A 20,224-nucleotide genomic window follows, 5' to 3' on the forward strand; every position below is an offset into this window, starting at 1 on the left:
GACGATGGCGCTCCCGGATCTCAGCCGCTTCTACATCGACGGCGCCTGGGTCGAGCCGGTTTCGGCCCGGCCGTTCCCGCTGATCGACCCCGCCACCGAGGCGGCGTTCGGCACCCTCGCGCTCGGCGATGCCGCGGATGTCGACCGGGCCGTGCGCGCGGCCCGCGCCGCCTTCCCGGCCTTCTCGGAGACGGCGCCCGCCGAACGCGTCGCGCTCCTCCGCCGGATCCTCGCGCTCTTCGAGGAGCGGTTCGAGATCTTCGCGGAGACGATCCGGCAGGAGATGGGCTCGCCCATCGGCTTCGCGCGCAAGGGGCAGGCGGCGCGGGGCCCGGCGCACCTCAACGCGCTCATCGCGGTGATGGAGCGCTTCGCGTTCGAGGAGGATCGCGGCACCACCCGGATCCGGCGCGAGCCGATCGGCGTCTGCGGCCTGATCACCCCCTGGAACTGGCCGATCAACCAGATCGTCGTGAAGATCGCCCCGGCGCTCGCGGCCGGCTGCACGATGGTGCTGAAGCCCAGCGAGTACTCGGCCGTCAGCGCGATGCTGTTCGCGCAGGTCCTGCACGACGCGGGCGTGCCGCCGGGCGTGTTCAACCTCGTGAACGGGGACGGCCCCGGTGTCGGCGCCGCGATCGCCGCGCATCCGGGGATCGACATGGTCTCGTTCACCGGGTCGACCCGCGCCGGGATCGAGATCGCCCGGGCAGCGGCCCCGACGATCAAGCGCGTCGCGCAGGAACTCGGCGGCAAGTCCGCCAACATCCTGCTGGAGGACGTCGACTTCGATCAGGCGGTCCGGCGCGGCGTCGCGGCCTGCTGCACGAACTCGGGCCAGTCCTGCTCGATCCCGACGCGGATGCTCGTGCCCCGGGCCCGGATGGACGAGGCGGCCGCCATCGCGGCCGAGGCGGCGGCGGGCTTCCGGCTCGGCCCGACTGCCGACCCCGAGACGGATCTCGGCCCGGTGGTCAACCGCACCCAGTACGAGCGCGTCGTCGGGCTGATCCGTACCGGCATCGCGGAGGGCGCGCGGCTCGTCGCCGGCGGCCCGGAGCGGCCGGACCACCTCGACCGCGGCTTCTACGTCCGCCCGACAATCTTCGCCGACGTGACCCCCGACATGACCATCGCGCGGGAGGAGATCTTCGGCCCGGTCCTGTCGATCCTCGCCTACGACAGCGAGGACGACGCGATCGCGATCGCCAACGGCTCGCGCTACGGGCTCGCCGCCTACGTGCAGGGACGGGACCGCGACCGGGCGCGCGCCGTGGCGCGGCGGCTCATCGGCGGGCAGGTCCACATCAACTACCCGCCCCCGGACGTCCACGCGCCGTTCGGCGGCTACCGCCAGTCCGGCAACGGCCGGGAATGGGGCGAGGCCGGTCTCCAGGAATACCTCGAGACCAAGGCGATGATCGGCTTCGGCCTCGACTGATCCGTCCCGCGCGATGCGGCCGGCGCCCGCGCGCGTCGGCCCCGACCAGGAGAACCAGATGTCCGACGAGAGCGAGCTGTTCGGCCAGGGTTTCGAGAACCGCAAGACCGTCCTCGGCGCCGCCCATGTCGAGAAGTCCTGGGCCAATGCCGACGCGTTCAACCGTCCGGTCCAGCGGCTCGTGACCGAGTACTGCTGGGGCGCGGTCTGGGGCGACGAGACGCTGCCGTTCAAGACCCGCAGCATGCTCAACATCGCGATGCTGACCGCGATGAACCAGCACCACGAGCTCGGCGTCCACGTCAAAGGCGCGCTCAACAACGGCGTGACCCGGGACGAGATCCAGGCGGTGCTGATGCAGGCGCTCGTCTATTGCGGCGCCCCGGCCGCCCTGGCGGCCTTCCGGACCGCCTCCGCGGCGATCGCCGATTGGGACAGGGAGCACGCCAGCGGGCGCTGAGCCCGCACCCGCGCCCAGGTCCGACGCAGTCAGAAAACTCGCGCGGCAGACGAACAGGGAGGGAGACGCCATGTCGGTCACGTCGGCAGCCTTGGCAACGGACACGGCGGGCGCGCGCCCGGCCGCGTCACAGTCGATCGAGGAGAAGCGGAAGAGCGCCATTCGCGGCGCGTTCTTCTCCGAATACATCGACATGTTCGACATCTACCTGCCGGTGGTCGCGCTGGCGCCGGTGATGTTCATGTTCCAGCCGAAGAACCTGTCTCCCCAGATGGAGACGGTGCTGGCCTCGCTGGTCTTCATCACCACGCTTCTCGGCCGCCCGATCGGCGCCCTCATCTTCGGCCTGATCGCCGACAAGGTCGGGCGCCGGGCCGCCTCGATCTACTCGGTGGCGGGCTTCGGGGTGATCACGCTGCTGATCGGCCTGCTGCCCGGCTACGAGACGCTCGGCCTCGCCTCGTACATCCTGCTGGTGCTGCTGCGCTTCCTCGACGGCATCTTCCTCGGCGGCGGCTACACCGGGGCGATGCCGCTCGCCATCGAGTATTCCAAGAAGGACAAGCGCGGCTTCGTCGGCGGCCTGATCATCGCGGGCTTCCCGGCCGCCTACGTCAGCATCAACCTGATCACGATGCTGATGTTCTACCTGTTCCCGCTCGACGGGCCCGGGTCGCCCTACACGGTCTGGGGCTGGCGCATCCCCTTCATCGTCGGCGCGGCGCTCGCCGGCCTGCTCGCCCTCTACTACGTCCACAAGGTTTCGGAATCGGAGGTCTGGAAGAAGGAGGCCGCCGCCGGGGCCGAACAGGCCGAGGCATCGCCCATGGCGGGCCTGTTCTCCGGGAAGGGCGGGCGCGACCTCCTGCAGGTCCTGCTGCTGATGACCGGCTTCTGGACGACGCAGAACATCATCACGATCTACATGCCGACCGGTTTGCTGGTGAAGACCCTGCACCTCAACGGCTTCGCGCTGACCGCGACGCTGATGATCTGCTACACGATCCTGTTCTTCAGCTACATCGGCTCCGGCCTGCTGGGGCAGGTCATCGGCCGCCGGCGGTTCTTCGTGATCGTCGGCCCGCTGATCGCGACGGTGGGCGCGTACATCCTCTACACGCTGACCGTCACGCCCGAGATGGCGTTCGGCACCCGCGTGCTGCTGGTCAGCCTCCTGGCGGTGATCGTGACCTCGCCCTGGGGCGTCATCGTCACCTACATCAACGAGCGCTTCGCCACGGATGTCCGCGCCACCGGCTTCGGCATCGGCTTCAGCCTCTCGGTGGTGATCCCGTCCTTCTACGCCTTCTACATGGACTGGCTGAGCGCGCTGATGCCGCTCGCGCTGACGCCCGTGGTCCTGCTGATCGTCGGCGGCCTGATCGGCACCGTGGGCGCTCTCATCGGCCCGGAGACCAAGGACGTCGATTTCGGCACCGGCCACTGAGCCGGCCGCCGCGCGGAGGACGCAGCATGAACGGGAACCGGATCGGCTTCATCGGGCTCGGCAACATGGGCGGCCGCATGACGCGCCGCCTGACCGGCGCGGGGATCGATGTGGTCGGCTTCGACACCGACCGGGAGGCCGCCGCGCGCTGGGGCGCGACGGACGCGGCCTCGATCGCCGCGGTCGTCGGTGAGACGGACGTGGTCCTGATGTCCCTGCCCGACAGCAAGGTGGTCGAGCGCGTCGTGCTCGGCGCGGGCGGGGTCCTCGCGGGCTGCCGGTACGGGCAGATCGTCGTCGACCTGAGCACGGCCTCGGCCAGCTCGACGCGCCGCATCGCCGCGGCGCTGGCCGAGCGCGGCGTCGCCTACGTCGACGCGGGCATCTCCGGAGGCGCCGCCGCGGCCGAGAAAGGCACGCTGACCTTGATGGTCGGCGGCGATCCCGCCGTCATCGACCGGCTGGACTGGGTGTTCGCGCCGATCGCCCAGAAGGTCGTCGTGATGGGCGGATCGGGGGCCGGCCACACGACCAAGCTGCTCAACAACTTCCTGAACGCGGTCAGCCTCGCCGCCACCGCGGAGGTCATGGTCGCGGGCCGGAAGGCCGGGCTCGACCTGCACCGGCTCCTGGAGGTGCTGAACGCCTCCAGCGGCGTCAACTTCGCGACGCTGAACCGTTTCCCGAAGATCGTCGACGGCGACTACTTGGAAGGCGGCCTGACCGGCAAGCTGATGACCAAGGACGTCGTGCTCTACACCGATCTCCTGCACGAGCTCGGCGTCGCCTCCCTCAACGCGTCCGGCCCGATGGCGAGCTTCGGCCTCGCCACGGCGCTCGGCTACGGCGACGTCATCTCCAACCGCGTCGTCGACGCCATCGGCGACGTCTCCGGCGGCGTCCGGCTCCACGGCAACCGACACGAGAACTGAGAGGATACGATGCAGATCTTCCACGGCCGCGAGAACAGCGCGAAGTCCGAGAGCCGCGGGCCGACCTTCACCGGGCAGGTCTGGGCCGACCCGGTGATGCCGTCGACGGGCGGCGTGATGATCAACAACGTCTTCTTCACGCCCGGCGCGCGGACCTTCTGGCACGCGCACGCGCAGGGCCAGATCCTGCAGGTCACCGCCGGCAAGGGCTGGATCTGCGTCGCGGGCCAGCAGGCGCAGCCGATCCGGGCGGGCGACACCGTCTGGATCCCCGCGGACGAGCGGCACTGGCACGGCGCGGCCGCCGACAGCTACCTGCTCCACACGGCGATCTCGCTCGGCAAGACCGACTGGCAGGACGAGGTGGTCGAGGCCGACTACGCCGGAGCCACGGCATGACCGGGCCCGCGCCGAGCCCGGAGAGCCTCCGGCACACCGTGCAGGGCGAGCTCGGTTACTGGGACGCGGAGCAGGCGGCCCTCGCCGAGCTGGCCCCGGGCTTCCTCGACGCCTGGGCCCGGCTGGCGATGGTCCCCGTGCGCAAGAACCATCTCGGCGCCAAGGACCGCGCCCTGATCGCGCTCTCGGCCGCGACGGCCGCGACCCACCTCTACGCGCCCGGGACGCGCCGCCAGATCCGCAACGCCCTCGATGCGGGCGCGACGGCCGAGGAGATCACGGAGGTGCTCGCGCTCACGGCGACCCTCGGCATCCACGCCTGCAACATCGGCGTGCCGCTGCTGCTGGAGGTGCTGGAGGAGGCCGGTCAGCGGAGCGGCCCCGCGCCGCTGACGCCGCGGCAGGAGCAGCTGAAATCCGATTTCACCCGCGACCGGGGCTACTGGCACGCGTTCTGGGACGGTCTCCTCGAACTCGATCCCGACCTGTTCGAGGGCTACCTCGACTTCTCGGCCTGGCCCTGGCGCCACGGCGTGCTCACGCCGAAGATGAAGGAGTTCGTCTACTGCGCCTTCGACGCGGCGGCGACGCACCTCTACGTGCCGGGCCTGAAGATGCACATGAAGAACGCCCTCGGTTACGGGGCGACCAAGGAGGAGCTGATGGAAGTCCTCGAGATCGTCAGCCTGATCGGCATGCACGGCGCGGAACTGGCCGCGCCGATCCTGCGCGACGAATTGGCCGCGCGGGGCCGGGGCTGACCGACGCGCGCCGGGGCACGCCTTGCCACCCGAGGCTGCGCCATGCCACCGCTTCGGCTCGCCAGCGATCCCCGAATCCCCAGCGATGAACAAGATCAGGGCCATCCAGCCGGACACGCTCCGGCAAAAGGTCGAGGACGCCGTCCGCGAGGCGATCACGTCCGGCGTCTACGCCCCCGGCGAGCGGCTGATCGAGCGCGAGTTGTGCGAGGGGCTCGGCGTCAGCCGCGCCTCCGTGCGCGAGGCCCTGCGCCGGCTCGAGGCCGAGAAGCTCGTCCACACGGTGCCGCATCGCGGCCCGGTCGTGGCCTCGATCTCGGTGGAGGAGGCGCGTCAGCTCTACGCGCTGCGGGCCGTGCTGGAAGGCTACGCGGCGCACGAATTCGCCACCCAGGCCACGGACGCGGCGATCGCCGAGTTCGGACGCGCTGCCGGTGAGCTGCGCGAGGCCGCCGGCAGCGGCGACACGGACCGCGTCCTGCGCGCCAAGGGCGTCCTGTACGACGTGATGCTCAGCCATTGCGGGAACGATCTGGTCCGCGAGACCCTTCGCGGCTTCTACTCGCGGATCAACCTGCTGCGTGCGACGTCCCTGATGCATCCCGAGCGGCTGCCGCACAGCCTCGCCGAGATCGACGCCCTCGTCGCGGCCTTCCGGGCCCGGGACGCCGCGAAGGCCGAGCAGCTGGCCCGCCTCCACGTCACCAACGCGTGCGCGGTCGCCCTCAAGCAGCTCGCGTTCCGCATCGCGCAGACGTCCCTCGACGCGGTGAGCTGAGCGCGCGGTCCGCGGGCGCGCGCGGACCCTGCGCGGGGGAGGGCGGCGAGGTCGCCTCCGCGGCGACGCCCGTGGCCGATGCGGTCCAGGGGATCGGTGCTCTGTCGGTGATGTCGGGCGCCCTGCGCCGAGCGACCGGCGGCAACACGCCTTGCGGTCCCCCGGCGGAAGGCCCAGAACCGCACGGTCCTTGCTTCCCCATGCTGGCGCCACGGGAGTTCGTCGCTTGGTCCGGACCGTCTGCCCGCACGATTGCCCCTCCGCCTGCAGCCTCGACGTGGAAGTCGCGGACGGGCGCGTCGTCTCGGTCCGGGGCGGCGACAACCCCTACACGGCCGGGGTGATCTGCGCGAAGGTCAGCCGCTACGGCGAGCGCGTCCACCACCCGGACCGGATCCTGCACCCCATGGAGCGCGTCGGGCCGAAGGGCGGCGGGGCGTGGCGCCGGATCTCCTGGGACGCGGCGCTCGACCGGCTGGCCGCGGCCTTCTCCGAGACGGCGGACCGTTGGGGGCCGGAGGCGGTCTGGCCGTACAACTCGGGCGGGACCATGGGCCTCGTCCAGCGCGACGGCATCCACCGGCTGACCCACGTGATGGGCTACTCGCGGCGCAAGCGCACCATCTGCACGGCGGTGGCGATCGCGGGCTGGAGCGCCGGGGTCGGCCGGATCGCCGGGCCGGATCCCCGCGAGATGGCGCTGGCCGACCTGATCGTGGTCTGGGGCGGCAACCCGGTCAGCACGCAGGTCAACGCGATGACCCACATCAGCCGCGCCCGCAAGACGCGCGGCGCCAAGCTGGTGGTGATCGATCCGTACCGCACCGGGACCGCGGCGGCGGCCGACCTCCACCTCGCGCCCCGGCCCGGGACCGACGGGGCGCTGGCCTGCGCGGTGCTCCACGTCCTGTTCCGCGACGGCCACGCGGACCGGGCCTATCTCGCCGCGCACGCGCAGGATACGGCCGCGCTGGAGGCGCATCTGGCGTCGCGCACGCCCGAATGGGCGGCGGCGATCACCGGCCTGGAGCCCGCCGCGATCGAGGCCTTCGCGGCCCTCTACGGCAACACGCCGCGCAGCTACATCCGCTGCGGTTTCGGCTTCACCCGGAGCCGCAACGGCGCGGTGAACCTGCACGCGGTGACCTGCCTGCCGACCGTCACCGGCGCGTGGCAGCACCCGGGCGGCGGCGCCCTCTGGCAGCACGCCGCGATCTTCAACTGGGACAAGACCCTGACGGAGGGTCTCGACGCCCGGGCGCCGGGCGTGCGCGAGCTCGACATGAGCCGGATCGGCGCCGTGCTCGCCGACGATCCCGACGCCCTGCAGGGCGGCCCCCCGGTCCGCGCCATGCTGATCCAGTCGGCCAATCCCGCGGTCTCCGCGCCCGACAGCGCTCGGGTGCGCGCCGGGCTCGCGCGGCCGGACGTGTTCGTGGCCGTGCACGAGCAGTTCCTGACCGAGACGGCCGCGCTCGCCGACCTCGTGCTGCCGGCCACCACCTTCCTGGAGCACGACGACATCTACGGGGCCGGCGGCCACAGCCACATCCAGGCCGGCCCCGCGATCCTGGAGCCGCCGGGCGCGTGCCGGTCGAATCACGCGCTCCTCTCGGCGCTCGCCGCCCGGCTCGGCGCGGACCACGCGGGCTTCCGCCTGAGCGCCCGGGACCTCGCCGACGCGACCCTGGCACGCTCCGGCTGGGGCGGCCTCGACAGGCTGGAGGCGGAGGGCTGGATCGACGCGCAGCCGGACTTTGCCGAGAGCCACTTCCTGAACGGGTTCGGCCATCCCGACGGGCGCTTCCGCTTCGCGCCCGACTGGGCGTCACTGGGCCCGCGCGCGGCCGGGATGCCGTCCCTGCCGGATCACTGGCCGGAGGCCGAGCCCGCCGACGCGGAGCACCCGTTCCGCATGATCGCCCCGCCGGCCCGCCAGTTCCTCAACGCGACCTTCACCAACGTGCCCGAGTCGCTCCGCCGCGAGGGGCGGCCAACCTGCCTGATCCACCCCGCGGACGGCGACCGGCTCGGGATCGGCACGGGGGACGCCGTCGAGGTCGGCAACGCCCGCGGCCGGGTCCGGCTGCACGCGCGGCTCGCCGACGGGCAGCAGCCGGGCGTCGTCGTGGTCGAGAGCCTGTGGCCGAGCACGGCCTTCATCGGCGGGGGCAGCGGGATCAACGCGCTGATCGGGTCCGCGCCGGCCGCGCCCAACGACGGCGCCGCCTTCCACGACACCGCGGTCTGGGTCCGCGCGGCCTGAATTCCGGACCGCACCGGGCTGAGGCCGAACGGCCTGCGCGGGTGCGCTATTTCTCGACGAAGGCCTTCTCGATGACGTAGTGGGCGGCCTCGCCGTGGTTGCCCTCCTCGTAGCCGCGCGACGTCAGGAGCTCGCGGGTGTCGCGGATCATGTCGGGGCTGCCGCAGAGCATGAAGCGGTCGTTCTCGATCGCCATCGGCGGCAGGCCGATATCCTCGAACAGCTTGCCCGAGACCATCAGGTCGGTGATCCGGCCGCGGTTGCGGAACGGCTCGCGGGTCACGGTCGGGTAGTAGACCAGCTGGTTCGAGATCATCTCGCCCAGGAACTCGTGGCGCGGCAGCGTCTCGGTGATGGTCTCGCCGTAGGCGAGTTCCTGCACCTGCCGGCAGCCGTGGACCAGCACGACCTTCTCGAACCGGTCGTAGGCCTCGGGATCCTTGATGATCGACAGGAACGGCGCCAGCCCGGTGCCGGTGCCCAGCAGGTACAGGTTGCGGCCCGGCAGCAGGTTGTCGAGCACCAGCGTGCCGGTGGGCTTCTTGCCGACGATGATCGGGTCGCCGACCTTCAGGTGCTGCAGCTTCGAGGTCAGCGGGCCGTCCTGGACCTTGATCGAGAAGAACTCCAGCTCCTCCTCGTAGTTGGCCGAGACCACCGAGTAGGCGCGCAGCAGCGGCCGGCCCTCGACCTCCAGGCCGATCATGGTGAACTCGCCGTTGCGGAACCGGAACGCCGGATCCCGCGTCGTGCGGAACGAGAACAGGTTGTCGGTCCAGTGGTGGACCGACAGAACGCGCTCCTCGTAGAACTTGCTCATCGACGGATCAGTCCTCGCTCAAGCGGACGCCGGGTCGGCAGTCCCGAACAGGTCGAGCAGCTTGCCGCCGCGGCCGTCCCACGCCGCGGCGTCGTCGGCCGGCTCGGTCCTCTCGGTGATGTTGGGCCAGAGATCGGCGTACTTGGCGTTGAAGGTCTTCCAGGCCGCCATCTCCGGTTCGGTGTCGGCCCTGATGGCATCGGCCGGGCATTCGGGCTCGCAGACGCCGCAATCGATGCACTCGTCCGGTTTGATCACCAGCATGGTCTCGCCGACGTAGAAGCAGTCGACCGGGCAGACCTCGACGCAGTCGGTGTACTTGCAGCGGATGCAGTTCTCGGTGACGACATAGGTCATGACTTCGCACCTCGGCGCAGGGGTCAGAGCAGCGCGGGGAGATCCTGGCCCTCGAGATCGATCGCCAGCCCCTTCATCGCCTCGGCGCTGACCTCGCCGCCCATCGCGCGGAGGCTCTCCTCGCGGATCAGCGACATCAGCCCCCGGCGCAGGCCCAGGAACTCGGACGACAGGGTCAGGGCCGGCTGGCGCGGGCGGGGCAGGGGCACCACGATTTCGGCCTTGATGCTCCCGGGGCGGGCGGTCATCACGTAGACGCGGTCGGAGAGGAAGATCGCCTCGTCGATGTCGTGGGTCACGAACAGCACCGAGATCTTCAGGCGCTGCCACATGTTGGTGAGGATCTGCTGCATGATCAGCCGCGTCTGCGCGTCCAGGGCGCCGAACGGCTCGTCGAGCAGCAGGATGCGCGGGCCGGTGGCGAGCGCGCGCACGATGCCGACACGCTGCTTCATCCCGCCGGACAATCGGTCCGGATAGTGGTTCTCGAACGCCGTGAGGCCGGCGAGGCCGAGCAGCGTCCGCGCCTGACGCTCGCGCTCGCTGCGCCGGACGCCCTTCATCTTCAGGCCGAACTCGACGTTCTCGCGCACCGTCTTCCAGGGAAACAGGGAGTATTGCTGGAAGATCATGCCGCGATCCGCGCTCGGTCCCGCGATCACCTCGCCGTCGACGGTGACCCGCCCGGACGACGGCTTGAGGAAGCCGGCCAGCGCGTTGAGCAGCGTCGACTTCCCGCAGCCCGAGGGCCCGATGATCGACACGAACTCGCCGGGATGGACGGTGAGCGAGGCGTTCGAGACGGCCTCGACGGACCCCTCCATCGTCTCGTAGCGCAGGCAGAAGTCGCTGACCTCGATCAGGCCTCGGCTCGATTCGGCCATGGCAAGCTCCCGATTGGTGACGCGCGTGGAGGACCGGTCCGGCGAGGGCCGCGCCGGGCGGCCGGCCGAGGCCTAGCGGGCCGCGGCCCAGGGCATGACGAGGCGGCCCACGAGACGGATCGCGAAGCTGGAGCCGAGGCCGAGCAGCCCGATCGTGATCATGCCGAGGGCGATGTCCGGGTACTGGACCAGCGAGTAGGCTTCCCAGGTGAAGTAGCCGATGCCGAACTGGCCGGAGATCATCTCGGCGGCGATCAGCGAGACCCAGGCCACGCCCATGCCGACCGTCAGCCCGGTGAAGATCTGCGGCAGCGAGGCCGGCAGGTAGACTTCGCGGAACACCGCCGCCTCGCGGGCGCCGAGGCAGCGTGCGGCCCGCACCAGGACCGGGTCGACCTGGACCATGCCCTGGAGGGTGTTGATCAGGATCGGGAAGAACGAGCCCAGGAAGGTGATGAAGACGATCGAGCCCTCGTTGGTCGGCCAGAGCATGATCGCCATCGGCACCCAGGCGATCGCCGGGATCGGCCGCAGCACCTCGCAGATCGGGAAGGCGATCTCCCGCAGGAGGCGGTAGCGCCCCATGAGGAGCCCGAGCGGCACGGCGACGCCGCCGGCCAGGAGAAAACCGAAGAGGATCCGGCGGCAGGAGATGAGCACGTGGTCGCCGAAGTTCGGGCTGCGCAGGGCGATCGCCGCGCGGTCCACGACGTCCATCGGCGTCGGGATGTTCAGGAACCGCACGTAGAGGGTCACGCGGTTCGCGGTCAGATACTGCCAGAGCGCGACGAACAGGATCAGGGAGGCGAGCCCGATCAGCGCGGCCCGGAACGCGCCGTGATGCAGCCGCAGCCAGCGGCGGACGCGGCCGGTCGCGGGGCTGGCGGACGCGGCCGGCGGCGGGAGGGGCGCCGCCCGCGGCGGGCGCGACTCGGCGGCGGGCCGGAGAGCGACAGCTTCCATGCGGTTCTAGCCTCCCGTCACAGCGGCCTTCAGGGCCTCGTCGTAGGGCATCACCGTGCCGCCGCCCCGCGCCGCGGCCTCGGCGTCCTGCTTCAGCAGGAACGGCGCGATGCCGCCCCTGCCGTCGACGACGTAGAAGGCCTCCCGGGCGAACAGCTTGATGCCGCGGGCCGTGTCGAAGACGTAGGCGACGTCGACGGCCTGCCCCTTGGACTTCATCTCGTTCAGCGCGCCGAGCGTGCAGGCCGCGCTCGCGTAGGGCTGGATCGCCCCGTCCTTCACCCAGATCTCGCCGGCCTTGCGCGGCTCGGTGACGGGCCTCTTGCAGTACGTGTCCTCGCCGCGCACCTCGTAATTGGCGGTGCTCGCGCGCTGCTGCGCGTAGTCCAGGCCGCGCTCGGCGAAGACCTTGCGCAGCGGCCCGTCGTCGACCCACGGACCGACGTCGAACGTCTTGATCCGGTCGAGCCGCTGCAGGACCTTGACGTCCTCGCGGGCGGCCTCGACCAGCTGCGGCTTGATCGTGGGATCGACGGTCATGATCCCGCCGGGCCCGAGGAAGATGTAGACCACCTCCTTGTCGGTGCCGGTCCAGGCCGCGATCTGCTCGGCGGCGCGCTTCGGATCGGCCTTGACCCAGGCGTCGGCGTCGAGGACGGCCTTCAGGTAGGCCTCGACGATCTCGGGGTAGCGGTCGGCGAAGTCGGAGCGCACGACCACGCCGTGCCAGGTCGGGAGGTTGGTCTCGACGCCATCGAACACTTTGCGCGCGAAGCCGCGGAACGGCAGAAGCTCGGCGAAGGGGACGAAATCCGCGTGCGCGTCGATCTTCCGCTCCTGGAGATTGGTCGAGCCGACCTCCGGGCTCTGGCTGACCAGGCGGAAATAGGTGGCCGGGTAGCCCTTGTCCTGCAGCGCCTTCAGGACCATCCCGTGGGCCGCCGACCCGAAGGGCACGCTGACGACCTTGCCTTTCAGATCCTCGAAGGAGAAGTATTCGGAAGCCTTGTTGACCACGATCCCGTTGCCGGATCCGTGGAGATTGTAGGCGGCGACCGCGATCAGCCGCGATTGGCTCTCGGGATTGTTCTGGAACGTCGCGCCGTTGACGACGAGCGGGTAATCGCCCATCGCGCCGAACTGCAGCTTCCCGGCCATCATGCCGTTCGTGACCGGCGGCCCGGACGTGAAGTTCTGCCAGTCGAGCTGGATGGTCGTGCCGGCGTACTTGCCGGTCTTGGGCAGGTACTTCTCCAGCAGCTTGAGCTGGCGGATCACCACGCCGACCGTCGCGGTGTTGGTCGTCGTGTCCTGCGTGCCGATGCCGACGGTGAGGGTCTCGGCGCGGGCCGGTGCCCCGATCCCGGCGCCCGCCAGCGCGAGGAGCGCGAGAGCGGAGACCGATCTGAGCCCGGGAAATCGTCCAGTCATCGCCCGCTCCAACATTTCGGCCCGATGTCGCGAAGACATCGACGGCATGATCGGGCGCTGCGGCGCGTCCGATCAAATGCCGAGGACGCCTGCGGGTCGATTAGTTGCGCAAAAAAGTCGAGCGGCTCCGGATGTGCTGCGGTTTTGTGCGGGACGCTCGCGTTTTAGGCGCATTCCTCGCCGCCGCGCATCGCCGCGAGGATGTCGGGACGCAGCACGACGATCTGCGTGCGCCGCGTGACGAGGACGCCCTGCTCCGAGAGCCGCTTCAGGCTGATCGTCACCCATTGCCGTGTGGCGCCGACCATGTGGGCGAGGTCGGCGTGCGTGAAGGTCGCCGCGATCACCGTCCCGTCCTCCTCCGCGACGCCGTAGAGGTCGCACAGGTGCAGGAGCAGGTGGGCGAGGCGCTCGGTGATCGAGCGGGTCCCGAGCATCTGGGCCAGGGTTGAGTAGCAGCGGCCCTTGAAGGTCAGGCCGTCGATGACCCCGATCGCGAGGGCCGGGATCTGCGTCACGAGCTGCCGGAGCGCCTTGGCCGGCAGGTGCAGCACGCTGGAATTGCTCGCCGCCATGCCCGACCATTTGTGGAGGCCGGCGCCGAACACGTCGGGACCGCCGACGAAGTTGCCGGGGTACCAGTAGGCCAGCGTGATCTCGCGACCGGACGGCGCGGCGTAGAAGACCCGGATGCGGCCGCTCTCGACGATCCAGATCCCGTCGTTGGGCGTCTCCTGGGTGAACAGGGTCGCGCCGCGGTAGAGCACGCGGCGCCGGCCCTTCTCCAGCACGAGGGCGACCTCGCGCTCGGTCAGCCCGTCGAGGAGAGGGCGCTGCCCGGTTCCGGCCTTGGGCGCGGCCTCGGACAGCAGGAGGGCGCTCGCCTGGGTCTGGAGCCCTGCCGGGGCCTGAGACGGGCGTATCGGCGCCGTGGTCTGCATTGCCGCCTCCAGCATCCTACCTGCCGCGGCGCAGCAAACCCTGTACCAGCTCTAAACTGGCCGCCGGCACCGGCAGCGTCTGGATATCGCGGAGCCGAGCGGACGTGAAGCGGCGCCGCACCCGGAGGATGCGGCGCCGCGACGAGGCCGAGACGGCCGGATCGATCAGGGGCGTCCCTGACAGCGTCCGATCGCCCACTGGATGAGCTTGCGCACGTCGGGATCGGGATCGTTGGCGGCCGCCTCGAGGGCCGAGAGGCCCCGCGGGTCGGCGATCTCGCCGAGGGCCGCGGCCGCCTCCTTGCGCAGGTTGCTGACCTCCGAGGTCAGCGCCCGTCCCAGGATCTCGACGGCCGCCGGCGCCCCGATCCGGCCCAGGGCATTGGCCGCCTTGGTGCGGACCTGCCAGACGGGATCGTCCATCACGGCGATCAGGGGCGCCGTCGCCTCGGGCAGCCGGATCTTGGCGCAGGAGACGGCCGCCTCCTCGCGAACCTGCCAGTGCTCGTCGGACAGGCCGGCGATCAGCGTGCCGATGCCCGGACCGGCGGGGCGCAGGAAGACCAGCGCCGCCATCGTGGCGCGCCGGACCGTCGGGTCGGGATCGCCCGCGGTGGCGATCAGCGCCGGCAGCGCCTCCTCGGCCTTGAGGTAGCCGATGACGCCGAGACCTTCGCGGCGCACCTCCGGGGACGGGCTCTGGAGCGCCTTCAGCGCGGCCGACAGGGCGTCCGGCAGGACGAGCTCGCGCAGGGCCCGCAGGGCGGAGGCCTGCACGAACGGGTCGGTGTGCGCGGCGCGCTCGATCAGGAGCGGCCCGCAGGCCGGCTCCTTCTTCTCGGCCAGGGTATCGGCGGCGGTGCGGCGCACGGCCTCGTCGTCGTCCTCCAGGGACCGCACGAGGCCCTCGACGACGTCCGCGCCGTCGTGCTCGTCCAGCGCCTTGGCCGCCGCGGCGCGGACGGCCGCGTCCGGATCGCCGAGGCCCTTGAGGAGCAGGACCTTCGCCGCGGGGCCGACGGCCTCGGCGAGCTCCATCATCGCGACGCGCCGGACGCCGGCGTCGGCACTCGCGCAGCGCTCGGCCACGTCGTCGAGATCGTCGTCGAAGGAATCGAACACGGGGCTCATGGTCGGCCTCAGCGCAGCAGGTAGGGAATATTGACCTTGACCGCGTTCGTCGGGCAGTCGACCTCGCAGGGCATGCAGTACCAGCACTCGTCGTACTTCATGTAGGCCTTCTGCCGGGTCTCATCGATCGCGAGGATGTCGAGCGGGCAGACGTCGACGCAGACGCGGCAGCCCTTCTCGGCGATGCACTTGGCGTCGTCGATGACGACCGCGGCGCTGCTGGCCTGATTGATGATCGGCATGGATCGATCTCCGGTACGGGGCGGGATTACTCGGCGGCGGCCGGCGTCTTGATGCGGAGCTGGTGGTAGGCGCCCATCTCCTCGGCGGCGACCGGCACGATGAACGGGTCGACGGCGCGCTTCGCGTGGGCCATCCGGCCCTGGCCGTCCTTGAACAGGACCGTGTGGCAGGCCCACTCGGCGTCGTTCGTCTCGGGATAGTCGACGCGCAGGTGGTAGAAGCCCCAACGGCTCTCGGTGCGGTAGAGCGAGGCCGCCGCCGCCATGTCGGCGCAGTCGAGGATCGTCTGCATCTCGAGGGCCCGGTGCAGCTCGTGCGGGTCGCGGGCGCAGAGCAGGTCGAGGTCCTCGCGGATCTCGGCGAAGCGGCGCTGGCCGAGCTCCATCTTCGCCGTGACCTTCGGCGGCTCGAGATAGTCGTTCACCAAGCGGCGGGTCTTGAACTCCATCTCGTGCGGGGTGAGCCCGTCGACGCGCCGGGTCGGCGCCAGGACCCGTTCGCGCTCGACGGCGATGTCCGCCGGGTCATGGTCGGCGAGGGCGTTGGCCGTGCAGTAGGCGGCGGCGTCGGCCCCGGCGATGCCGCCGTTCACGAAAGCGCCCAGCATGTAGTTGTGCGGCACGCTCGCCATGTCGCCGACCGCGTAGAGGCCGGGGACCGTCGTGCGCGCGAACTCGTCGACGAAGACGCCCGAGGCCGAGTGGCCCGAGCAGAAGCCGATCTCGGAGATGTGCATTTCCACGGGACGCTGGCGGTAATTGGTGCCGCGCCGCTCGTGGAAACGTCCGCGGGAGGGGCGCTCGTTCGAGTGCAGGATCGTCTCGATCTCGGAGATCGTCTCCTCGCGCAGATGGTCCATCTTGAGGAAGACCGGGCCGTTGCCGCCCTGCAGCTCGCGCCAGAACTCGAGCATCATCTGTCCGGACCAGTAATCGCACTCGATGAAGCGTTCGCCGCGATTGTTGGCCGTGTATCCGCCGAACGGGCCGGTGACGTAGGCGCAGGACGGGCCGTTATAGTCCTTGATCAGCGGGTTGATCTGGTAGCACTCGAGGTTCGCGAGCTGCGCGCCCGCGTGGTAGGCCATCGCGTAGCCGTCGCCGCAATTCGCCGCGTTCTCGTAGGTCCCGAACAGGTACCCGGAGGCCGGCAGGCCGAGGCGGCCGGCGGCCCCGCAGGCCAGGATCACCGCCTTGGCCTTCACCACCAGGAACTCGGAGGTGCGGGTGTTGACGCCGATCGCTCCGGCGATGCGCCCGTCCGCGCCCTTCAGCAGGCGCGTCGCCATGTACCGGTTCGTCACGCCGACCTGGAGGCGGCGGAGCTGCCGGTAGAGGACCTTCTTGACGTTGTGCCCTTCCGGCATCGGCAGCACGTAGGTCCCCATGTGGTGGACCTTGCGCATGTTGTACTCGCCCGAGCCGTCCTTCTCGAATTTGACCCCGAGCTTGTCGAGGTACTGGATCATCGGGAACGACCCCTGCGCGTAGGCCATCACCGCCTTCTGATTGACGATGCCGTCGTTGGCGACGGTGATCTCCTTCACGTACTGCTCGGGGGTGGCGTAGCCCGGCACGACGGCGTTGTTCAGCCCGTCCATGCCCATGCTGATCGCGCCCGAGCGCTTGACGTTGGCCTTCTCCATCAGGACGACCCGGAGCTTCGGATCGGCTTCCTTGGCCTTGATCGCGGCCATCGGGCCGCCGGTGCCGCCGCCGATCACCAGGATGTCGGTCTCGATAATCTCGGTCTTCGTCGCGGATTCGAACGCGTTCATGGCAGGATCTCGCGTCAGGTCAGGGGCGGGGCGTGTGGGATCGCCGGAGGATCGGATCGCGCGGTCAGGCGGCCTGCGCGGCGTCGGGCGGGTCGTCGACGGCCTCGGCGACGAGGGCGCGCAGGTAGGACCAGGGGAAGATCCCGCGGGCGTGGCCGTCGGAGAACGCGATGTGGACGGCGTAGCCGCCCATCGGTTCGACCCGCGCGACGGCGATGTCGGCGGCGGCCTGAGGAAAGCGTCGCTCGACCCGGTCACGGGTGCACCACGCGCAGCGGCAGCGCAGCCGCAGCCGCTCCGCCGACAGCGTCGCGGTCAGCCCGTCGCGCCATTGCAACCGGAGGCCGGTCCCGCCGCGCGCGAGGGTGGCGGCCTCCGGGATCGCCTCGGGATCGAAGGGGGGCGGGTTCGGAACCCCGGTCGCGTGGTGTGCCATCCGCTCCTCCTCTGTGCCGGCGTCACAGAAGCCGAGGGGCGGGCGATCCGACAGCAATTAGTTGCTCAGAATCTCAGTCAGGCCGCCGGCCGCGGCGACACCGACCGGCTCGGAGACCGGAGCCGGGCCGTCCGCCGCGGCTGCCCGCGGACAGCGACCGCCCGGTGATCCGGACCTACGGCTCGGTCGTCTTCGTCTCGGGCCCGCAGATGCCCCTGAGTGCCGTCCAGGCGGCGCCGGACAGGATCTGGCGATCGGCCGCCCCAGAGCCCGCCTGGGCGCGGATCGCGGCGGCGCGCTCGCGCGTGAAGGGATGGCTGCGCAGCAGGTCCAGCACGTCGCTCTTCCCGTCGTGCTTGTCCTTGGCGATGCGCTCGAGGATGTCGGCGAGCGCCGCGCCGTTGCCGCCCGCGCGGGTCATGAGGTCGACCGCGTAGGCGTCCGCCGCCCGCTCGGCGTCGCGGCTGTAGCCGGCCGAGAGCACCGCGTCGCCCAGCGCGATGATGATGGTCGAGCCGGTCAGGTCCCCCAGGACGAGGCTCAACAGGAACGAGGTGCCCGACGCCCGGATGAGGGAGCGGGTCGGATCGCGTCGGCGGACGTGGCCGAACTCGTGCGCCAGGACCGCCGCGGCCTCGTCGGCCGAGCGCGCCCGCGCGATGAGGCTCGAGAGCACGATCACGCGGGCGCCCGGCAGGGCGAAGGCGTTGGCCGTGCCGTGCCGCCGCACGCTCACGGCCACCTCGGGTGGCAGCGAGCCCTCGGCCCGACCGGCCGCGACGAGGCGGGCCACCAGCGTGTCGAGCGCCGCGCGGCCGGCCGGCTCCGCGCAGGCCGGCGGGTCGCCGAGGAAGCGCAGGACCTGCGGTTCCGCTACCGCCCCGAGCCGCGACTCGGCCGCGTCCGGCACCAGCGGGGCCAGCAGCCCGGCGATCTGCGGGACGCCGAAGACCGCCACGAGCAGGACCGAGAGACCGGCCGCGAGAGACCAGAGCACGAGCCGCACCGTGCCGCCCGAGCGCTCCCGGCGATGGAGGTCCGGGCAGCGCGCCGCGAGCGCGGCGGCGAGCGTCGCGTCCGAGAACTCCACGCGGACCGGCTCGCCGGCCGGACCGATCCGCATCAGCGGCGGCACGGACACGGCGGCGCGCAGGTCGAGCAGGTTCCAGTCCTGGGCGACTCCGGGCCCGGAGACGCGGAAGCGGTCGTCGAGGCGCAGCGCGACGGGATGTGCCCGCGCGCTGACGCCGTCGAAGTAGCGGCCCTCGACCTCGATCGGCGTCGCGTCGACCGCCTGGGAAGCGCGGGTCAAGCGTCAGAAGCCGATCTGGAGCGCGCCTCCGACGTCGAGCGCGTCGGCGAGGCCCTCCTGCAGACCGCTGCCGGCACCGCGGGACGAGGCGAGGACGGCATCCAGGGCTTCGGGATCCGTCACGCTCGTGCTCGTCGCGACCGCCGCCCACAGGCGGGCCTGCACCACGCGCACGTAGAGCACCGCGAACAGCGGCGCGCCGACCAGGTAGATGAGGACGACGAGCCAGTGGAGCATGCTGAGATCGCCCGCCGCCCGTGCGGCGAAGATCAGCAGAGCCGCGACGAGGCCCAGCACGACGAGGAAGCCCAGGAGCGACAGCATGTAGACGATGTACGGCCAGTAGAACTGCCGCGCCTTCAGGCTCGAGGCGAGGCGGGCGTGACCGAGGCTGGCGGCGCCCATGAACGCCCGCGTCTCGCGGGCGCGGTAGTACGGGAGCAGGAGCAGCGCCGCGGGCACGCAGATGGCGGCCACGAAGCCCATCGCCTGGAGGAGAATGCCGATCTTCGAGGCCGCGTAGGCGGGGTTGAGGATCGTCTGGCCGGCCTTGCCGCCGGGCTTCGGTACCAGGAGGTCCGTGGGCAGCGAGAAATCCGCCGCGACCAGGAGGGCGATCCCGAGCCCGATCAGCGGCCCCAGCCCGACCCCGTACAGCAGGAGCCAGGGACCGAGCACGCTGCGTCCCCGCGCCGTCGAGTGCATCCGGCTGGTCCCGACCAGGGTGTGGTCGATGCGGTAGCGTTCCAGGCTCGCCCGCATGAACGGGAAGGCCAGGCCGAAGGTGACGAGCGTGAGCAGCCACCAGCCGCCCGCGCGGGCCGCGTAGGCGAGGCCCGAGCCGTCCTGCCCGAGGCGGATGCCGCGCCAGAGCGTCCGCATCGCGCGGTAGCGGCGCCCGCGGTAGATCGCGAATTGTCCCAGCAGGAACAGGAACACGAAGGAGATCACCACCGAGAACGGGGCGAGCGCGGGCGCGACGAGCGAGAGCGCGAACAGCGCGACGTAGATCGGCACGAGGATCGCGAGCGCGACGAGGAAGCCGAGGAACAGTTCCTTGCCCGTGCCGGTATACTCGGCGGGCGAGCCGTCGAGCGCGGTGCGCTCCCAGAAGAAGCGGCGCAAATTGGTGACGTACCAGAATCTGTAGATGCCGAAGGTCACGATCGAGAGCAGAAAGCCCTTCAGCGCCAGCCAGGTGAGACCTTTCACCCGCGAGTCGAAGGTTACGGCGGCCACGCGCGTGCCCGGAGCGCCGCTCCGCGTGTCGAACTGGGTGCCGGTTGCCAAATTCATGGGTCCGTCGATCGTCCCGTCGCGTTTCGCGGCCAGACACTAGGAAGGAAGGCCTGCGCTGACCAGTTCCGCGCGGCCGCAATTCTGTCCCGTCCCCGCAATGTCGTGCAGCGACTGTTCGAAATGCGGGGCGTCGTTAACGCGCGGTC

The 20,224-nt window shown here is 70.9% G+C and carries 20 protein-coding genes; 8 read left to right on the forward strand and 12 right to left on the reverse strand.

Annotated features, from left to right (window positions below):
• The first annotated feature begins 4 nt into the window (after positions 1-4).
• From ACX9MN_RS31240 to ACX9MN_RS31275, 8 genes are all read left to right on the forward strand, one after another.
• Positions 5-1,441 carry an aldehyde dehydrogenase family protein gene (locus ACX9MN_RS31240; protein WP_489726303.1) on the forward strand — a complete coding sequence of 479 codons (1,437 nt, stop codon included), beginning with the start codon at positions 5-7 and terminating at the stop codon, positions 1,439-1,441.
• 58 nt (positions 1,442-1,499) lie between these two features.
• Positions 1,500-1,901: a carboxymuconolactone decarboxylase family protein gene (locus ACX9MN_RS31245; RefSeq protein WP_091928057.1), complete on the forward strand. Its 402-nt coding sequence runs from the start codon at positions 1,500-1,502 to the stop codon at positions 1,899-1,901.
• Between the two features lie 70 nt (positions 1,902-1,971).
• Positions 1,972-3,348, forward strand: a complete 1,377-nt coding sequence (locus ACX9MN_RS31250; RefSeq protein WP_489726304.1) for an MFS transporter — start codon at positions 1,972-1,974, stop codon at positions 3,346-3,348.
• Positions 3,345-4,280, forward strand: coding sequence for an NAD(P)-dependent oxidoreductase (locus ACX9MN_RS31255; protein ID WP_489726377.1), 936 nt, complete (start codon positions 3,345-3,347; stop codon positions 4,278-4,280). Before ACX9MN_RS31250 ends, ACX9MN_RS31255 begins: the two co-directional genes overlap by 4 nt.
• A gap of 9 nt (positions 4,281-4,289) precedes the next feature.
• On the forward strand, positions 4,290-4,679 hold the full coding sequence (locus ACX9MN_RS31260; RefSeq protein ID WP_020093166.1) for a cupin domain-containing protein: 390 nt from the start codon (positions 4,290-4,292) through the stop codon (positions 4,677-4,679).
• Complete coding sequence (locus tag ACX9MN_RS31265) at positions 4,676-5,440, forward strand: carboxymuconolactone decarboxylase family protein (RefSeq protein ID WP_020093167.1); 765 nt, start codon at positions 4,676-4,678, stop codon at positions 5,438-5,440. The genes ACX9MN_RS31260 and ACX9MN_RS31265 overlap by 4 nt, the downstream gene beginning before the upstream one ends.
• An 85-nt stretch (positions 5,441-5,525) precedes the next feature.
• On the forward strand, positions 5,526-6,218 hold the full coding sequence (locus ACX9MN_RS31270) for a GntR family transcriptional regulator (protein ID WP_489726305.1): 693 nt from the start codon (positions 5,526-5,528) through the stop codon (positions 6,216-6,218).
• Positions 6,219-6,444: 226 nt separating this feature from the next.
• Entirely contained in the window at positions 6,445-8,484 is a 2,040-nt protein-coding gene (locus tag ACX9MN_RS31275) for a molybdopterin-containing oxidoreductase family protein (RefSeq protein WP_489726306.1), read from the forward strand.
• A 46-nt stretch (positions 8,485-8,530) separates the two neighbouring features.
• On the opposite strand, the gene ACX9MN_RS31280 is transcribed toward ACX9MN_RS31275, so the two are convergent.
• From ACX9MN_RS31280 to ACX9MN_RS31335, 12 genes are all read right to left on the reverse strand, one after another.
• Positions 8,531-9,304: a ferredoxin--NADP reductase gene (locus ACX9MN_RS31280; protein ID WP_042670077.1), complete on the reverse strand. Its 774-nt coding sequence runs from the start codon at positions 9,302-9,304 to the stop codon at positions 8,531-8,533.
• 18 nt (positions 9,305-9,322) lie between these two features.
• Positions 9,323-9,661, reverse strand: a complete 339-nt coding sequence (fdxA, locus tag ACX9MN_RS31285; RefSeq protein WP_091682855.1) for a ferredoxin FdxA — start codon at positions 9,659-9,661, stop codon at positions 9,323-9,325.
• 23 nt (positions 9,662-9,684) lie between these two features.
• The gene (locus tag ACX9MN_RS31290; RefSeq protein WP_489726307.1) at positions 9,685-10,545 is read right to left on the reverse strand and encodes an ABC transporter ATP-binding protein; all 861 of its coding nucleotides are present in this window, start codon (positions 10,543-10,545) and stop codon (positions 9,685-9,687) included.
• Between the two features lie 72 nt (positions 10,546-10,617).
• Positions 10,618-11,508 (reverse strand): ABC transporter permease, encoded by an 891-nt coding sequence (locus ACX9MN_RS31295; RefSeq protein WP_489726308.1) that lies wholly within the window; start codon positions 11,506-11,508, stop codon positions 10,618-10,620.
• A gap of 6 nt (positions 11,509-11,514) precedes the next feature.
• Positions 11,515-12,939: an ABC transporter substrate-binding protein gene (locus ACX9MN_RS31300; RefSeq protein ID WP_489726309.1), complete on the reverse strand. Its 1,425-nt coding sequence runs from the start codon at positions 12,937-12,939 to the stop codon at positions 11,515-11,517.
• Between the two features lie 164 nt (positions 12,940-13,103).
• Positions 13,104-13,880 (reverse strand): Crp/Fnr family transcriptional regulator, encoded by a 777-nt coding sequence (locus tag ACX9MN_RS31305; protein ID WP_091682861.1) that lies wholly within the window; start codon positions 13,878-13,880, stop codon positions 13,104-13,106.
• 165 nt (positions 13,881-14,045) lie between these two features.
• Positions 14,046-15,011, reverse strand: coding sequence for a HEAT repeat domain-containing protein (locus ACX9MN_RS31310; RefSeq protein ID WP_489726310.1), 966 nt, complete (start codon positions 15,009-15,011; stop codon positions 14,046-14,048).
• An 8-nt stretch (positions 15,012-15,019) separates the two neighbouring features.
• Positions 15,020-15,253, reverse strand: a complete 234-nt coding sequence (locus tag ACX9MN_RS31315) for a 4Fe-4S dicluster domain-containing protein (protein ID WP_020095796.1) — start codon at positions 15,251-15,253, stop codon at positions 15,020-15,022.
• A gap of 26 nt (positions 15,254-15,279) precedes the next feature.
• Positions 15,280-17,031 (reverse strand): fumarate reductase/succinate dehydrogenase flavoprotein subunit, encoded by a 1,752-nt coding sequence (locus tag ACX9MN_RS31320; protein ID WP_020095795.1) that lies wholly within the window; start codon positions 17,029-17,031, stop codon positions 15,280-15,282.
• Positions 17,032-17,095: 64 nt separating this feature from the next.
• Positions 17,096-17,467: a DUF971 domain-containing protein gene (locus ACX9MN_RS31325; RefSeq protein WP_042673375.1), complete on the reverse strand. Its 372-nt coding sequence runs from the start codon at positions 17,465-17,467 to the stop codon at positions 17,096-17,098.
• Between the two features lie 175 nt (positions 17,468-17,642).
• The gene (locus ACX9MN_RS31330; RefSeq protein WP_489726311.1) at positions 17,643-18,779 is read right to left on the reverse strand and encodes a M48 family metallopeptidase; all 1,137 of its coding nucleotides are present in this window, start codon (positions 18,777-18,779) and stop codon (positions 17,643-17,645) included.
• Positions 18,780-18,782: 3 nt separating this feature from the next.
• Positions 18,783-20,075 (reverse strand): YjgN family protein, encoded by a 1,293-nt coding sequence (locus ACX9MN_RS31335; RefSeq protein ID WP_489726312.1) that lies wholly within the window; start codon positions 20,073-20,075, stop codon positions 18,783-18,785.
• Positions 20,076-20,224 lie beyond the last annotated feature (149 nt).

The sequence above is a fragment of the Methylobacterium sp. 1A genome (assembly GCF_058072805.1).

Excerpts from the sequence above, each read along its gene's own strand:
- ACX9MN_RS31305 (WP_091682861.1), bottom strand. The coding sequence starts at position 13,880 with ATGCAGACCACGGCGCCGATACGCCCGTCTCAGGCCCCGGCAGGGCTC.
- ACX9MN_RS31245 (WP_091928057.1), top strand. The coding sequence starts at position 1,500 with ATGTCCGACGAGAGCGAGCTGTTCGGCCAGGGTTTCGAGAACCGCAAG.
- ACX9MN_RS31240 (WP_489726303.1), top strand. The coding sequence starts at position 5 with ATGGCGCTCCCGGATCTCAGCCGCTTCTACATCGACGGCGCCTGGGTC.
- ACX9MN_RS31290 (WP_489726307.1), bottom strand. The coding sequence starts at position 10,545 with ATGGCCGAATCGAGCCGAGGCCTGATCGAGGTCAGCGACTTCTGCCTG.
- ACX9MN_RS31280 (WP_042670077.1), bottom strand. The coding sequence starts at position 9,304 with ATGAGCAAGTTCTACGAGGAGCGCGTTCTGTCGGTCCACCACTGGACC.
- ACX9MN_RS31335 (WP_489726312.1), bottom strand. The coding sequence starts at position 20,075 with ATGAATTTGGCAACCGGCACCCAGTTCGACACGCGGAGCGGCGCTCCG.
- ACX9MN_RS31310 (WP_489726310.1), bottom strand. The coding sequence starts at position 15,011 with ATGAGCCCCGTGTTCGATTCCTTCGACGACGATCTCGACGACGTGGCC.
- ACX9MN_RS31270 (WP_489726305.1), top strand. The coding sequence starts at position 5,526 with ATGAACAAGATCAGGGCCATCCAGCCGGACACGCTCCGGCAAAAGGTC.
- ACX9MN_RS31250 (WP_489726304.1), top strand. The coding sequence starts at position 1,972 with ATGTCGGTCACGTCGGCAGCCTTGGCAACGGACACGGCGGGCGCGCGC.
- fdxA (WP_091682855.1), bottom strand. The coding sequence starts at position 9,661 with ATGACCTATGTCGTCACCGAGAACTGCATCCGCTGCAAGTACACCGAC.
- ACX9MN_RS31325 (WP_042673375.1), bottom strand. The coding sequence starts at position 17,467 with ATGGCACACCACGCGACCGGGGTTCCGAACCCGCCCCCCTTCGATCCC.
- ACX9MN_RS31265 (WP_020093167.1), top strand. The coding sequence starts at position 4,676 with ATGACCGGGCCCGCGCCGAGCCCGGAGAGCCTCCGGCACACCGTGCAG.
- ACX9MN_RS31300 (WP_489726309.1), bottom strand. The coding sequence starts at position 12,939 with ATGACTGGACGATTTCCCGGGCTCAGATCGGTCTCCGCTCTCGCGCTC.
- ACX9MN_RS31260 (WP_020093166.1), top strand. The coding sequence starts at position 4,290 with ATGCAGATCTTCCACGGCCGCGAGAACAGCGCGAAGTCCGAGAGCCGC.
- ACX9MN_RS31315 (WP_020095796.1), bottom strand. The coding sequence starts at position 15,253 with ATGCCGATCATCAATCAGGCCAGCAGCGCCGCGGTCGTCATCGACGAC.
- ACX9MN_RS31295 (WP_489726308.1), bottom strand. The coding sequence starts at position 11,508 with ATGGAAGCTGTCGCTCTCCGGCCCGCCGCCGAGTCGCGCCCGCCGCGG.
- ACX9MN_RS31320 (WP_020095795.1), bottom strand. The coding sequence starts at position 17,031 with ATGAACGCGTTCGAATCCGCGACGAAGACCGAGATTATCGAGACCGAC.